This window comes from Cylindrospermum stagnale PCC 7417, assembly GCF_000317535.1.
Lineage (GTDB): Bacteria > Cyanobacteriota > Cyanobacteriia > Cyanobacteriales > Nostocaceae > Cylindrospermum > Cylindrospermum stagnale.
Genome location: NC_019757.1, coordinates 6,791,067 through 6,804,333 on the forward strand (window position 1 = coordinate 6,791,067; position 13,267 = coordinate 6,804,333).

The following is a 13,267-nucleotide window of genomic DNA, read 5'->3' on the forward strand; positions in this document are numbered from 1 at the left end:
CATTAGTCAGCAGTTGACTAAATTAGCATTGATTAATGGTGGACTTGATGAAGCATTTCTGGGTGAATACCCATTTCTTTAGTGTAAGGAGCGAGAAATTCATCTGGGGATAGACCCGCAGGATTAACCGCAACGGCTTGATTCAGAGTTTCACGGCTAGCAACTAGCTGCTCTTGCGTCCAGCTGTCAAATGCTTCTTGTGACTCAACCACCACTTGTGTATTCATTGCCCCGTGGTAGGGACCACAAAGTTCAGCACAGATCAGGGGATAAGAACCCGTAACTCTGGGGGTGAAGCGAATCTCACTCTGTCTACCGGGGATAACATCCTGTTTCAGGCGGAACTCTGGCACCCAGAAGGCATGAATGACATCGTTAGCTGTCATATTCAGTCGCACTTCCCGCCCAACAGGAACGTGCATTTCACCTGTAGTGATCCCAGTTTCTGGATAGGTGAAAATCCAGGCGTACTGGAGACCGGTGACGTTGATCACCATTTGGGGTGCTTTACCTTCGTTTTCGGGACTTGCGCCCAGGGTGGGAGCCACGCTACCTACCCCAGGGGCATTCCGCAGTTGGGGAATTTGGTCAGCATTGCGGACTGCTGCGGTAGCAGGGTCTTGCATTGCCTCGTCAGATTTTGCTTGATTCAGGTTGGGTTCTGTGCTGGGCGGTGTGTCGCTGAGAGTTGCCGCGATCGCTGCCCCTGGCATTGTCATCGATTCCTGAGTCATTGGGGCTTCGTGGATGCTATGGGGATCGAAGCCGCCGATGTCGTTGTAGACTTCAAAGCTATAAACAGAAATCCCGATCACGATAATTGCTGGGATCGCCGTCCAGAGTATTTCTAGCGGCACATTACCCTCAACTGGTGGCCCGTCTTCGTTGTCACCTGGACGCTGCCGATATTTAATTGCAGAGTAAATTAAAACACCTTCCACAATCAGAAAAATGCCTGTAGAGACGATCATCATCGCGTTGAACAGACCGTCTACCAATAAAGCTTCATCCGTTGCGGCTGTAGGCAACAGACCGTGATTTTGACCGTACCAAAGGCTGGCTAGGGTGAGCACGATGCCAATGAGTAATGTCCAGATCGAACTTGGAATTTTCACTACTTACTTAAATGAATTTACTACGTTATTTCAAAACTGCTCACTTACTACGGTAGTCTAGGCTGTAAGTTATGGGGTCTAATGGTCTGAAATTTTTATTAATTTTTTTGACTATCTTACTAATCTTGAGTAAAAGGGATTTATAGGAGATTTCCCAGAGTAAATGTCAAAAAGTAGCAAAATTTAAGGAAAACTTTAGAAACATTAAATTAATTGCCATAAATCAAGTATTCACATCTTAAAAAATACCTAAAGCTTCCGGCTAAAAGTAGCTAGAGTGATTCAAAGTATAAGTGCAAGCCAATCTATAAATTCTGGCCTATACGCTAGGGTGGAGATAGGTCTGTACTAACAAATAGATAATTTTGAGCGCTGAATCAAGAGCGGGCAGAAGGTATCGTTAATGAACGAAATTGTCCTAAAACAACAAAATGAAGCGGCTGTAGAGCAGCAAAAGCCCAAGGAATTGATTCGTCGCTTGGTGTGGAAAATTTGCATAGCCACCTTGATTTTGATGGCAATAGGCAGTGCCACCCGCGTGATGAATGCTGGACTTGCTTGTCCAGACTGGCCTTTGTGCTACGGGGAACTGGTGCCAGCCAAGCAAATGAATCTCCAGGTATTCTTGGAGTGGTTTCATCGACTGGATGCAGCTTTGATTGGTGTCAGCGCGATCGCACTTTGCGGTTTGTCTTGGTGGCATCGTCGTGCCTTACCTAACTGGCTACCTTGGGCATCTACTTTCGCCCTGTTTTTAATCGTCTTTCAAGGTATTTTGGGGGGACTCACCGTCACCGAACTGTTGCGGTTTGATATCGTTACCGCCCATTTGGGAACGGCGCTATTGTTTTTCTCTACCCTCCTCGTCGTCGGCACGGCACTCACCCCGTATCAGGGAACTGGAACTGTTGGTAAGTTGCCTTGGGTGGGAATAACAGCCACTGTTTTGGTTTATCTCCAAAGTTTACTAGGTGCTGTAGTCGGTTCTCGCTGGGCGCTGCACCAATGCTTTGGTGATTCTCAACTTTGTGGAGTGATGTATAGCCATATTATTGGCTTGGTGCCGCCAACGGTAGCCATCTTGGCAATAGTCTTGATTTCCTGGTGGACACCTGCACTGCATCCAGCTTTGCGGCGACTGGCAAACATGGCTGGTGGACTGTTGATTTTACAACTTTTGTTGGGAGTTGCCACTTTCCGATTACATCTGCAAGTTGAGCCACTCACCGTCTCTCACCAAGCCGTAGGAGCTTCTTTGCTGGGTACTTTGGTGGCTTTCACAGTTCTGGCACTGCGCGATTGGATTGCTAGCCGAAAAATCAGCGCTTACCCCGTTGGTTTAACAGTCACTGCTACAAGCTCTCAGGCAAATGGCTCAAATCCATAACCCGAATCAAGTTCGTTTGCCCACGATTGCTAATGCCATTTTTACTGATGACTAATGGCAATTAGCCATTAGCCATTTAGTAATTAGCGATCAAAGGAACTTGACATCACATCTAGCATCAACCCCTAGCACCTAGAAGTGGTGGAACGATACAAAAGAATGATCCGCGCCTGCACCCAAAACAGTGCTGAGTAATGAGTAACGAGTAATGAACTGACTCTACACACAAAGTTCTGAGTAGCACTCTTTCATGGAAGCTGCAACCGCGCGGGTTGTTACCTAAGCCAAGTCTGTCAATGCCTGCGATTTCAGAGAAGCGAGACTGAGCAGGGGTTGCGAATAAGTTGTTGAAAAATAAGGAACTAGAGCCAACATGATTGAGACTAATGTCTCTCGCCACCACGAAACATTTTTGCAAGTGATTCAAAGCTACTACCAGCTAACGAAGCCACGGATTATCCCGTTGCTGTTAATTACCACTGCTGGGAGTATGTGGATCGCTGCTAAGGGTGAAGTAGACCCATTGCTGTTGCTAGTTACACTGATTGGTGGCACTTTGGCGGCTGCTAGCGCCCAGACGATTAATTGTATCTATGACCGAGATATAGATTATGAAATGGAGCGGACGCGCCACCGTCCGATGCCTTCCGGTAGGGTACAGCCCCGTGATGCTTTGATTTTTGCGATCGCACTGGCGGTAGGTTCCTTCACTTTACTAACAGTATTTGCTAACCTCCTAGCGGCGCTGTTAGCTTTCTCTGGCATCGTTTTTTATATATTGGTCTATACCCACTGGCTAAAACGCCACAGCGTTCAAAATATCGTCATCGGTGGTGCAGCAGGAGCGATTCCGGCATTAGTCGGCTGGGCTGCGGTCACTGATACTTTAAGCTGGGCTGCATGGCTAATTTTTGCGATCGTCTTTTTGTGGACTCCACCCCATTTCTGGGCGCTGGCTTTGATGATTCGGGATGATTACGCCAAAGTTGGTATCCCCATGTTGCCAGTGGTTGCAGGTGATAAAGCAACGGTGCGGCAAATTTGGTATTACACCCTAATTACAGTAGCTGCAACAGTGCTGCTGTTTTATCCTTTGGGGGCGAGTGGAGTTTTATACGCGGCGATCGCTTTAAGTTTGGGTGGATTCTTTATCCACAAGTCTTGGCGCTTGTTGCAGAACCCAGAGGATCGCACTGTAGCTAAAGAGTTGTTCCTCTATTCCATCTCCTACATGATGCTGTTGTGTCTGGGGATGGTGGTGGATAGTTTGCCGATTACCCATAGTTTGATAACTGCGGCGATCAATCAGCTGCATTTTATCAGCTAGGGGTGAGGATTTGCGATGGCGGAACGCCCGCCGGAGACGATCGCATTGTCTAGGGATAGTGCGATCGCTTTTTTTCAACGCCGAGGGGTGCTGAGTTGTTAAAATTTTAAAAAATCGTTTTGTCGTTGAGATATTAGATAATTAGAATTACGTTTTGCAGTTAGAGTAACAATAGTTAAGGTAATTGCCAGATGACAAATAGAGATTTATTAGTTAAAGAAATAGAGTCCTTACCACCAGAGTTATTAACTGAAGCACTAGATTTTATTCGCTTCATTAAAGCTAGTCACCTCCAAAGAAATTCGCCAACCGAACCAAATTTGAATGCAGATAAACTAAAGGGTTCAAAAGCCAAGGATTTGCTAGAATTTGCAGGCTCTTGGTCAGGAGATGATATTAGAGAATGCCTTCAACTTGTCCATGATATCCGTATGCCTCTGCAACTATAAATATGTACTTGCTTGATACTAATCATTGTTCTTTCTTGATTGAAGGTGAAGCAAAAGTTGTCAATAATCTAAAATAAATGTTAATCAATTACATTAATACAGCAATGCATAAAGCAACCTATGAGTTGCTAGAAGATGAAACTTTTTATGGCGAAATTCCAGAATGTCCAGGTGTATTGGCAAATGCTGAAACTCTAGAAGCTTGTCGGGAAGAATTGCAAGATGCACTAGAAGGATGGATTATTTTAGGTTTGCGTTTGGGTCATATTCTGCCGATACTTGATGGCATTAACCTTAATCTTAGTCAAGAGGTTGCCTAATGCCACCTTTTGGGCCAATTAATCGCCGGGATTTGATTTTTTACCTAAGAAACGCGGGTTTTGATGGCCCTTATTCTGGCGGTAAGCATCAGTACTTGGTAAAAGGCGAGTTTAAGCTGACAATTCCTAATCCCCACCAGGGAGATATCAGCCCAAGCCTACTAAATAGAATATTACGCCAAGCTTTTAGGAAGTTGATTTAACATATCTTCGGGTTTAGCATTGATTACATCCGCTGCTGCAATGAAACCACGTTTCCCCTTTCCGGTTTTTTTGAAATAGGCTTTATCTCCAGCATGGATTGATTTTACTTGACCGGCACTCCAGGTTATTTCATAAAAACCTCCATCTTGGATGTAATCAAATGCTTCTTCAATATATTCAGATATTCAGGAATATCAACATCAATATCTGGATTCGCTAAGAAAATACGTGTTGGCATGGTTGTGGTACTTTTAGCTCAATCTAATGCTTTTTACGTTTTATTAAAATGCAATAGCAACTATTATAACATACTTGTTCCGTATATATACTCTGCAAACAGTAAAAACCCAGAAATTCTGAATTTATTCTCTATTTTGCAGAACTTCTTGATACTCATGTATAAGCTGAGTATGATTTATCTCAATCGTCATATCTGATTCCTTTAGCTACCAATTCCATCGTACCCGCTGAATTCAGCTAGACGATCCAAATGATAGACTAGGCTTGAGGAACCTTAGCTGAGGAATTTGTCAAATATGCCGACAGCTACTAACATCGGTACACTAGTAAACCATTCTCCAGATATTAATAATGGTCGTCCAATGATTGCGGGGACTAGAACCTCTGTAAGTCGTGTGGTGGTTCTTTATAAACAAGGTGCAAGTGCTGAAGAAATTGCCCGTCGCATGAGTCACCTAAACCTAGCCCAAGTTTATGCTGCTTTGGCTTATTACCATGCTAACCGTGACCAAATTGAGGCAGATTTAGCTGAAGTAGATGCGGAATATTGGAGACTTGCAGCATTGCACACCAAGCAAGATTAACAGGTTTGGGGATGAGCAAGATACTTCTATATATTGACGAAGACTCAATGGATGAGGATTTCGTACAAGCTTTGAAATCCTGCAATGTCGATGTGTTAACAGTGGCAGATGTGGGAATGCTCTATCGTTCGGATGAAGAACAGCTTGCTTGGGCTAGAGAAAATAACCGAACTATCTTCAGCTTCAACGTCAGAGACTTTTACCAACTGCATACTATTCTAATTGAACAGGAATTATCCCATACAGGAATTATTCTGGCTCCACAGCAACGATACGGAATTGGCGAATTGATGCGCGGTGTTTTACGGCTGATTAACACAAAAACGGCGGAAGAAATGCAGGGACAAGTAGAGTTTTTAAGTAATTGGATTTCATAAACTCAAGAATTTCACTAACTGCTTTTCCAGGTAAATTCTCTCGTAACTCTTCAAGAAAGCTGAAGACAGATTTTCGCTGGGCTTCAATCTAATTTCCCCAAAATTAGTTCACCTTTGCTAAATTAGAGATATAAGATTTATCTCTAGCCAGAGGCATTAACATGGCTCATTTAAATCAGCGTCGCACCCAAAATATCAACGGCGATTTTTATGTAGATACCACCTGCATTGATTGCGATACCTGTCGCTGGATGACACCCGAAGTATTCCATCGAGTAGATGAACAATCAGCAGTTTATCACCAACCAACAACCGAAGCCGAAAGATTAGCCGCACTCCAAGCACTTTTAGCTTGTCCTACCAGTTCTATTGGTACAGTTGAAAAACCCAAAGATATCAAAGTTGCTCAACAAACTTTCCCGATTTTAGTAGACGAAAACGTTTACCATTGCGGCTATCATTCAGAAAGTTCTTATGGTGCTGCTAGTTATTTAATTCATCTTCCCGAAGGTAACATTTTAGTAGATTCTCCCCGCTTTACTCCACCTTTAGTTAAGCGTCTCGAAGAGTTTGGACAGATTCGTTATATGTACCTAACTCACAAAGATGATGTAGCCGACCATCAAAAATTTGCCGAACATTTTAAATGTCAGCGCATCCTCCATCAGGATGATATTTCTACAGATACACGCAATGTAGAAATTCAGCTAACTGCTTCAGAACCATTTCAGTTAACTCCCGATTTATTAATCATCCCCGTTCCCGGTCACACCAAAGGACACACCGTTTTACTCTATAAAAATAAATTTCTCTTCACCGGCGACCATCTCGCATGGTCAGAAGACCTTCATCAACTAGCGGCCTTTCACGATTTCTGCTGGTATTCCTGGCCAGAACAAATTAAATCAATGGCGAAATTGGCTAATTACTCCTTTGAGTGGGTGTTACCAGGTCACGGTAGACGCTTTCATGGTGACACCCAAACGATGCACCAGCAGATGCACAAGTGTCTTGAGTTGATCAAAAGCTTGTAAGAGTTAAAATATAAGGCATCGTAAAAAATAGATGTCAAAATGTTTTGGGCTGATAAAATCGCTGCTGAAGCACAAGGCTACCAGGTAGTTAATGATTCTAAAACTCCCTCCGGCAGGGTACACGTAGGGTCATTGCGGGGTGTGGTTATCCATGACGTTATTTACCGTGCCTTGAAACACGCAGGTAAGCCCGTGAAATTCTTGTATGGTGTTGACGACTACGATGCCTTGGACACCGTTCCTAAATACCTAGACCAAGAAAAATTTACTCCCTATCTTGGTTTTCCCCTGTGTAACGTACCTTCTCCAGAAGAGACAGCGAGTGATTACGCTAAGTATTTTATTGGTGAATTTTTTGAGGTTTTCGAGTATTTAGGAATAAAACCAGAAACTTATTTTTTGCGAGATTTGTATCGCACTGGCAAACTAAATTCTTACATCGATACTTTTCTCAAAAATGCTCACCTTGTCAGAGAAGCTTACAAAGAGGTAAGTAAAGCAGACCGACCAAATAATTGGTATCCTTTTCAAATTATTTGTGAGAATTGCGGCAAAATTGCTACAACTGTAACTACAGACTACAACGGCTCAGAAGTTTTTTACACTTGCAAACCAGATGCAACAAACTATGTAAAAGGTTGCGGTCATTCTGGTTGGGTTTCTCCTTTTGATGGTAATGGTAAATTACCTTGGAAAGTTGAGTGGGTTGCTAAGTGGGATGTGTTGGGTGTAACTATCGAAATGGCTGGTAAAGACCACTCTCAAAAAGGTGGTTCTAGAGATGTGGCTAATGCTATTTCTCGTAAAGTTTTGCAAAAGCAACCACCTTTCCATTCTCCTTATGAATTTATTCTTGTGAATGGCACAAAAATGAGTTCTTCTAAGGGTGTGGGTTCTAGCGCTCAAGAAATTGCTGCTTTACTTCCTCCTGAATTACTGCGCTTTTTGATGTTGCGGACTCAACCGAAGTCGGTAATCAGTTTTGCGCCGAATTATGAAACAGTTACCCGACTTTTCCGGGACTACGATACTTTAATTAACAAGTATCAAGCTGCTTCAGAATTGACTGAGGAATTAATGCCGCTATTCTACGCGCAATTAGGAGATGAAATTAAACCTTTCCATCCTTTCGATTTCAGTACGCTGATTTCCCTTTTGCAAATTCCCCGCTTAGATATTCAGGAAGAGGTTGTACAACGCAGTACACAGCCTTTAAGCGAATATGATCAGCAAATTGTTAATCAAAGAATTGCTGCGGCTCAAAGGTGGTTACAAGATTATGCAGATGAGGAAGAAAAGTTAGTTATTTATCTGGAAGAAGTGCCGGAAAAAGCGAATGATTTGACTGCGGAACAAGTCGCTTATTTAGAAAAGCTGGTAGAGAATTTGCAGCATATTTCTAACTGGGAAGCTGAGGAATTGCAAACTCTGATTTTCTCAACTACTAAAGAGTTGCAAATTCAACAAGCAAATGCTTTTAAAGCTTTGTACTTATCCTTTATAAATAAGGAACGGGGGCCCAAGGCTGGCGGTTTGTTCTCTTATTTAGAGAAGTCTTTTGTAATTTCGCGGCTGCAAGATGTGATTGCATTGAATGCAACTAAAGTGCAGGTTTAGATAAATATAAATTCCTTGTTCCCTGTCTCTGACAGGGAATACAGTTTATGAGGCTCTGCCTCATCTAATGTTAGCAGAAGGCAGAGCCTTCTTGATTGCATTCCCAGGTAGAACCTGGGAACGAGGAATAGAAGCAACCGTGTAAGAATTATTAGTGCAAGAGAAGCAACGCGCAGAGAACGGAGATTTTATGAAGAAGGAAACTAACTCTGAATTTGATGATGAACTGCGTTCTGAATATGATTTTTCTCAGTTAGAGGGAGGTGTTCGGGGTAAGTATGTGGAACGTTACAGAGAAGGCACTAACTTAGTTTTACTAGCACCCGATGTTGCTCAGGCTTTTCCAACATCTGATGCGGTGAATGAGGCTTTAAGATTACTAATTAGGCTTGCCAAATCTCAAGTAGAAAATGTTGAGAATATTTAAGCATCACTCTTTTTATGGAAAATGGAAAAAGAGCGATCGCTATTTATGCTTATTGTATATATTTTAACTAAGAAATTCCCCGACGAAATTCTCTAATCGCTTCTAGGGGTGAAGATAACAAAAGACAACGATTCAATAAAGATAAATCTAAATCTGGTAGCAACTCGCTTTGAACAACTTTCTCATATTCTTGTTCTCGTAAGCAGTAAACCTCAAGAGTTCCATCTTCCCAAAACCAAACTTCCGGGACTTGCATTAATTTGTACTTTTGTAACTTGATGGGACTACCGCTAGTAATAACCACTTCAATACATAAATCTGGTCTAGGTTTATCTGTTTCAAAGCAATAAGATAAGTCTGCTTGATAATCCCCACGATTCTTGATGTTAATAGCCGCATTTAAATCTCTACACAAGCTTGTATAACATACAGGGCAATTGTGCATCCTTTGAGATAGCGGTTTTTTAACCTTGTGACCGCAACTAGAACATTCTTGACTAGTGCCATTTGGATTTACAGCTATTACTTTCAAACCAGCATTTTCGGCTTTGTTTGAAAGTATACTCATAAACTGTCCCCATCCGGCATCATTAATACTTTTAGCCAGTCTTGTTTGAGCGAGTCCCTTTATATTCAACTTTTCAACAGCTACAACAGCATACTTTTTGAGTAGAGCATTTGCAGTTTTGAAGTGAAAATCTTTGCGGGTATCAGACACCTTCTTATGTTGAATACCCAGCTTTTTAATAGCTTTTTTACGACGATTAGAACCTTTCTTTCTGCGAGAAACACGACGCTGTGCTGATTTTAATTTACCTTCAGATGAACGTAAATATCTAGGCGCTGCAATTCTATCATTATCAGATGTAACAATAAAATCAATCAGACCAACATCAATCCCAACAATATTCACATCATTGAAATCAGGCTTAATAGTCGGAACTGCCTTATCCTCAAGACTTAGAGTGACATAATACCCGTCCGCTTTTTTGGTGACAGACACGGTTTTAATATCAAATCTATCGGGTATTTGACGATGAACAATTACTTTTACATCACCTATTTTTGATAACCTAATCTTACTATTTACAAAATGATGTTGCTTAAACTGTGGGAAAGTAAATGTTTTGTATTGACCAATCCCTTTAAATCTAGGTCTACCGGACTTCTTGCCATTGACATCACCTTTGAGCCATCTATCAAAAGTTATTTCAACTTTTTTAGGCACTTCCTGTAATACTTGAGAATGAATATTTTTGTACCAGGGTCTGTCTAATTTTAATTGAGTTAAAGATGCTTTTTGGCTGTAATAATTAGGCTTGTCTTTTAGCTCCGGTAAGTAGCAAATCAAAGAACATCTATCAACTGAAGAACGGTTCTGTTCATACCAGTCAAACCGTTGAGCAAGCAAATAATTGTATTGACAACGCAACATTTCTAGCGTTTTATCAATCTTTTCTGCTTGTTCTTTAGTTGGCTTAATCTTGTACTGGTATGAAGTTCGCATTTGTTTTACCTCCTTAGGAAGTATATTAACATAAAGTACGTCTATTGGGTGGATGATATGAAAGATTGCAGGATTAGTTTAAGGGTATCGGCAAGAAGGATGCAAAAATTTAGAGAATATGCTGTAGAAAAAGACAAGACGCTGACTCAGTTAATTGAAGAGTATATTGACAGTCTGCCAGTGGTTAAAGAAATAAAATAAATATTTTGGTAAAAACTCAACTATCATCTTTATTTGTTACTGCTACGCAGAAAAGCAATCAAGATGATGTTTCGTTTTTACCTCGCATTCATCCCACGCTCCTAAGAGTGAGACGTGGGGCTTCTGCTGTTTCAGCTAAAACTTGAGTCATAACCCTCTCCTCAATATTAAAATCCGCGTACCTCTGCGCTTCCCTTAGCGCCCCTCTGCGTTTAAAAAACTCTTAAGTCAAAACCAAATTATCCCGGTGAACTACAGTTTCTGCACCCGCATAACCCAAAATTGTGGAAATATCCCGTGAATGACATCCGCGGATTTTTTGCAGTTCTTCGCTGCTGTAGTTCACAAGTCCTCTAGCAATTTCGCTACCGGTGCGATCGCACAATTGCACAGCTGCTTGGGTATCAAACTCCCCTTCTACCGTCTGAATTCCCGCAGCTAACAAGGATTTTCCCGCTTGCAAAATGGCGTTTAATGCACCTTCATCTAAATATAATTTACCCGCAGGCACTAAACCATAAGCTATCCAGCGTTTTCGGGCTGAAGTTGGTTCTGGTTGCGGTTCAAAATGAGTTCCTATCGGTTCCCCTTGGATAATTTTCTGAATGTTGCGGGGAAAACGCCCTTGAGTAATTACAGTTCGCACTCCAGCGGCGATCGCAATTCTAGCTGCGGAAATTTTGGTCACCATCCCCCCTGTACCCCACCCAGAACCCTGTCCACCTGTTTGGATCTGTAACTCTGCCAACTCCTTCATACTACTTACCAAAGCGATGGGACGGGCATCTGGTACAGAACGGGGATCAGCCGAATACAATCGATCAACGTCGGTGAGCAAAAATAGCCAATCTGCTTCTACTAAGCTAGCAACCAATGCTGAAAGGGTGTCATTATCGCCAAATTTTAATTCCTCCACAGCCACCGTATCATTCTCGTTGACTACGGGTATCACCCCTAGCCCCAACAGTTCCTGAAAGGTGTTATAAGCATTAAGATAGCGGCTGCGTTGCACTAAGTCGGCGCGAGTCAGCAACACTTGAGCTATCGGTTGTTGAAGGATGCTGAATAAATCATCGTAAACGCGCATTAGCCTGCCTTGTCCGACTGCTGCCACTGCCTGTTTGAGTGCGATCGCTTTAGGACGTTCGGTTAAGCCCAGCCGCGCACAGCCCACCCCGACAGCGCCAGAAGAAACCAAAATCACGCGATGACCTTCGCTTCTTAAGTAGCACAGAGTTTCCGTTAAAGTGGCAATGGTGGAAAGGGCTAACTGTCCCGTTTCTGGTTGGGTAAGGCTAGAAGTGCCAATTTTGACAACAATCGTTTTAGTCATTGGTCATTAGTCATTGGTCATTAGTCATTGGTCATTAGTCATTGGTCATTAGTCATTGGTCATTAGTCATTGGTCATTAGTCATTGGTCATTAGTCATTGGTCATTAGTCATTGGTCATTGGTCATTGGTCATTAGTCATTGGTCATTAGTCATTGGTCATTAGTCATTAGTCATTGGTCATTGGTCATTGGTCATTGGTCATTAGTCATTGGTCATTAGTCATTGGTCATTAGTCATTGGTCATTAGTCATTAGTCATTGGTCATTAGTCATTATCAATCATTGACAAATGACACAAAATTGTAAAGCGCCAATCCCTCTATAGTGAAGGCTGACGCTTTACGGGGTTATATTTATCTGTTATCGGCTAGGGTCTTTTTTGGCTGACCCCGATGTTATCGATGTTTATCATCTCCGATTTTTGCATTCTCCAAAGATTTCTTAAGGATTTCTTTAGATTTACTTTCCTGATAGTTTTTCAGTCTTTGTGGATTTTTTTGTGCTTAGAAGTAATCGAGGCTCCCAATATTTCCGATACCCAGACTTCAAAGTTGCGGATTGGATGAGAGCGGAGGGCGGTATCGGGATGGATAATGGGTTCCACCAAAATGGTAAACATCCCCAGGCGATTACCCGCTAAAACATCGGTAAATAAGCGATCGCCTACCATACCCACTTGATGCTTAGGTATATCCATCCCTCGGAGTGCGGCTCTGATTTTGCGGCGTGAAGGCTTGGCTGCACCCAAGTAATAAGGTAGGTTGAGAGAGCGGGCGATTCCACCGATTCGGGCTTCACTCAGGTTGTTGCTGACCAAGCAGAGTGCAGTATTGGCGCGAATTTGTTCTACCCACTGTCGTAGCTCAACGGAAGCCATCCCGACGGAAATCGGTACCAAAGTTTCATCTACATCCAACACCAACCCTTTCAACCCGTACTGTTGGATAATATTTGGTGTCAGAGTCAACACTGAACCTGACAAAATTAAGTCAGGCTGTAAAAGATTGTTCCAGGTCATAGTCAAGATTCAAGCGTCAGATCAACAAGCATAACCTGGAGATTTACCCCCAGGTAAGAATGAGGCGTTAAGAGTTAAAACTCATAAATGCATAACTCATAACTATTAAAAATTAAAAATTTACAAT

At 42.3% G+C, this 13,267-nt stretch carries 14 protein-coding genes and 1 pseudogene; 10 read left to right on the forward strand and 5 right to left on the reverse strand.

Features of this window, described 5'->3' with window-relative positions:
• Positions 1-32: 32 nt before the first annotated feature.
• Complete coding sequence (locus CYLST_RS28865) at positions 33-1,115, reverse strand: cytochrome c oxidase subunit II (RefSeq protein ID WP_015211278.1); 1,083 nt, start codon at positions 1,113-1,115, stop codon at positions 33-35.
• A 403-nt stretch (positions 1,116-1,518) separates the two neighbouring features.
• Here CYLST_RS28865 and CYLST_RS28870 point away from each other — a divergent pair, with 403 nt between their 5' ends.
• The 10 genes from CYLST_RS28870 (at position 1,519) to CYLST_RS28915 (ending at position 9,081) form a co-directional block, all read left to right on the forward strand.
• Entirely contained in the window at positions 1,519-2,502 is a 984-nt protein-coding gene (locus CYLST_RS28870; protein ID WP_015211279.1) for a COX15/CtaA family protein, read from the forward strand.
• A 373-nt stretch (positions 2,503-2,875) separates the two neighbouring features.
• Positions 2,876-3,829, forward strand: coding sequence for a heme o synthase (locus CYLST_RS28875; protein ID WP_015211280.1), 954 nt, complete (start codon positions 2,876-2,878; stop codon positions 3,827-3,829).
• Between the two features lie 191 nt (positions 3,830-4,020).
• Positions 4,021-4,278, forward strand: coding sequence for a DUF2281 domain-containing protein (locus tag CYLST_RS28880; protein WP_015211281.1), 258 nt, complete (start codon positions 4,021-4,023; stop codon positions 4,276-4,278).
• A gap of 77 nt (positions 4,279-4,355) precedes the next feature.
• Positions 4,356-4,598 carry a type II toxin-antitoxin system HicB family antitoxin gene (locus CYLST_RS28885; RefSeq protein WP_015211282.1) on the forward strand — a complete coding sequence of 81 codons (243 nt, stop codon included), beginning with the start codon at positions 4,356-4,358 and terminating at the stop codon, positions 4,596-4,598.
• Positions 4,598-4,801, forward strand: a complete 204-nt coding sequence (locus tag CYLST_RS28890) for a type II toxin-antitoxin system HicA family toxin (RefSeq protein ID WP_015211283.1) — start codon at positions 4,598-4,600, stop codon at positions 4,799-4,801. The genes CYLST_RS28885 and CYLST_RS28890 overlap by 1 nt, the downstream gene beginning before the upstream one ends.
• 537 nt (positions 4,802-5,338) lie before the next feature.
• Complete coding sequence (locus CYLST_RS28895) at positions 5,339-5,626, forward strand: DUF433 domain-containing protein (RefSeq protein ID WP_015211284.1); 288 nt, start codon at positions 5,339-5,341, stop codon at positions 5,624-5,626.
• Between the two features lie 11 nt (positions 5,627-5,637).
• The gene (locus tag CYLST_RS28900; protein ID WP_015211285.1) at positions 5,638-6,003 is read left to right on the forward strand and encodes a DUF5615 family PIN-like protein; all 366 of its coding nucleotides are present in this window, start codon (positions 5,638-5,640) and stop codon (positions 6,001-6,003) included.
• A gap of 161 nt (positions 6,004-6,164) precedes the next feature.
• Entirely contained in the window at positions 6,165-7,037 is an 873-nt protein-coding gene (locus tag CYLST_RS28905; protein WP_015211286.1) for an MBL fold metallo-hydrolase, read from the forward strand.
• A 39-nt stretch (positions 7,038-7,076) separates the two neighbouring features.
• Positions 7,077-8,654, forward strand: coding sequence for a lysine--tRNA ligase (lysS, locus tag CYLST_RS28910; protein ID WP_015211287.1), 1,578 nt, complete (start codon positions 7,077-7,079; stop codon positions 8,652-8,654).
• 190 nt (positions 8,655-8,844) lie between these two features.
• Positions 8,845-9,081, forward strand: coding sequence for a hypothetical protein (locus tag CYLST_RS28915; RefSeq protein WP_015211288.1), 237 nt, complete (start codon positions 8,845-8,847; stop codon positions 9,079-9,081).
• Positions 9,082-9,148: 67 nt separating this feature from the next.
• Here CYLST_RS28915 and CYLST_RS35615 read toward each other — a convergent pair whose 3' ends face one another.
• From CYLST_RS35615 to CYLST_RS28935, 4 genes and pseudogenes are all read right to left on the reverse strand, one after another.
• Positions 9,149-9,472, reverse strand: coding sequence for a Uma2 family endonuclease (locus CYLST_RS35615; RefSeq protein ID WP_281172838.1), 324 nt, complete (start codon positions 9,470-9,472; stop codon positions 9,149-9,151).
• A pseudogene (locus tag CYLST_RS28920) lies at positions 9,446-10,588 on the reverse strand (RNA-guided endonuclease InsQ/TnpB family protein); the annotation flags it as partial. The gene CYLST_RS35615 and the pseudogene CYLST_RS28920, both read right to left, overlap by 27 nt.
• Before the next feature lie 424 nt (positions 10,589-11,012).
• A complete protein-coding gene (gene proB / locus CYLST_RS28930) occupies positions 11,013-12,122 on the reverse strand; it encodes a glutamate 5-kinase (RefSeq protein ID WP_015211290.1) in 1,110 nt (369 codons plus the stop codon).
• Positions 12,123-12,600: 478 nt separating this feature from the next.
• Positions 12,601-13,140, reverse strand: a complete 540-nt coding sequence (locus tag CYLST_RS28935; RefSeq protein WP_015211291.1) for a YqeG family HAD IIIA-type phosphatase — start codon at positions 13,138-13,140, stop codon at positions 12,601-12,603.
• Positions 13,141-13,267: the final 127 nt, after the last annotated feature.

Excerpts from the sequence above, each read along its gene's own strand:
- CYLST_RS28870 (WP_015211279.1), top strand. The coding sequence starts at position 1,519 with ATGAACGAAATTGTCCTAAAACAACAAAATGAAGCGGCTGTAGAGCAG.
- CYLST_RS28875 (WP_015211280.1), top strand. The coding sequence starts at position 2,876 with ATGATTGAGACTAATGTCTCTCGCCACCACGAAACATTTTTGCAAGTG.
- CYLST_RS28880 (WP_015211281.1), top strand. The coding sequence starts at position 4,021 with ATGACAAATAGAGATTTATTAGTTAAAGAAATAGAGTCCTTACCACCA.
- CYLST_RS28885 (WP_015211282.1), top strand. The coding sequence starts at position 4,356 with ATGTTAATCAATTACATTAATACAGCAATGCATAAAGCAACCTATGAG.
- CYLST_RS28890 (WP_015211283.1), top strand. The coding sequence starts at position 4,598 with ATGCCACCTTTTGGGCCAATTAATCGCCGGGATTTGATTTTTTACCTA.
- CYLST_RS28895 (WP_015211284.1), top strand. The coding sequence starts at position 5,339 with ATGCCGACAGCTACTAACATCGGTACACTAGTAAACCATTCTCCAGAT.
- CYLST_RS28900 (WP_015211285.1), top strand. The coding sequence starts at position 5,638 with ATGAGCAAGATACTTCTATATATTGACGAAGACTCAATGGATGAGGAT.
- CYLST_RS28905 (WP_015211286.1), top strand. The coding sequence starts at position 6,165 with ATGGCTCATTTAAATCAGCGTCGCACCCAAAATATCAACGGCGATTTT.
- lysS (WP_015211287.1), top strand. The coding sequence starts at position 7,077 with ATGTTTTGGGCTGATAAAATCGCTGCTGAAGCACAAGGCTACCAGGTA.
- CYLST_RS28915 (WP_015211288.1), top strand. The coding sequence starts at position 8,845 with ATGAAGAAGGAAACTAACTCTGAATTTGATGATGAACTGCGTTCTGAA.
- proB (WP_015211290.1), bottom strand. The coding sequence starts at position 12,122 with ATGACTAAAACGATTGTTGTCAAAATTGGCACTTCTAGCCTTACCCAA.
- CYLST_RS28935 (WP_015211291.1), bottom strand. The coding sequence starts at position 13,140 with ATGACCTGGAACAATCTTTTACAGCCTGACTTAATTTTGTCAGGTTCA.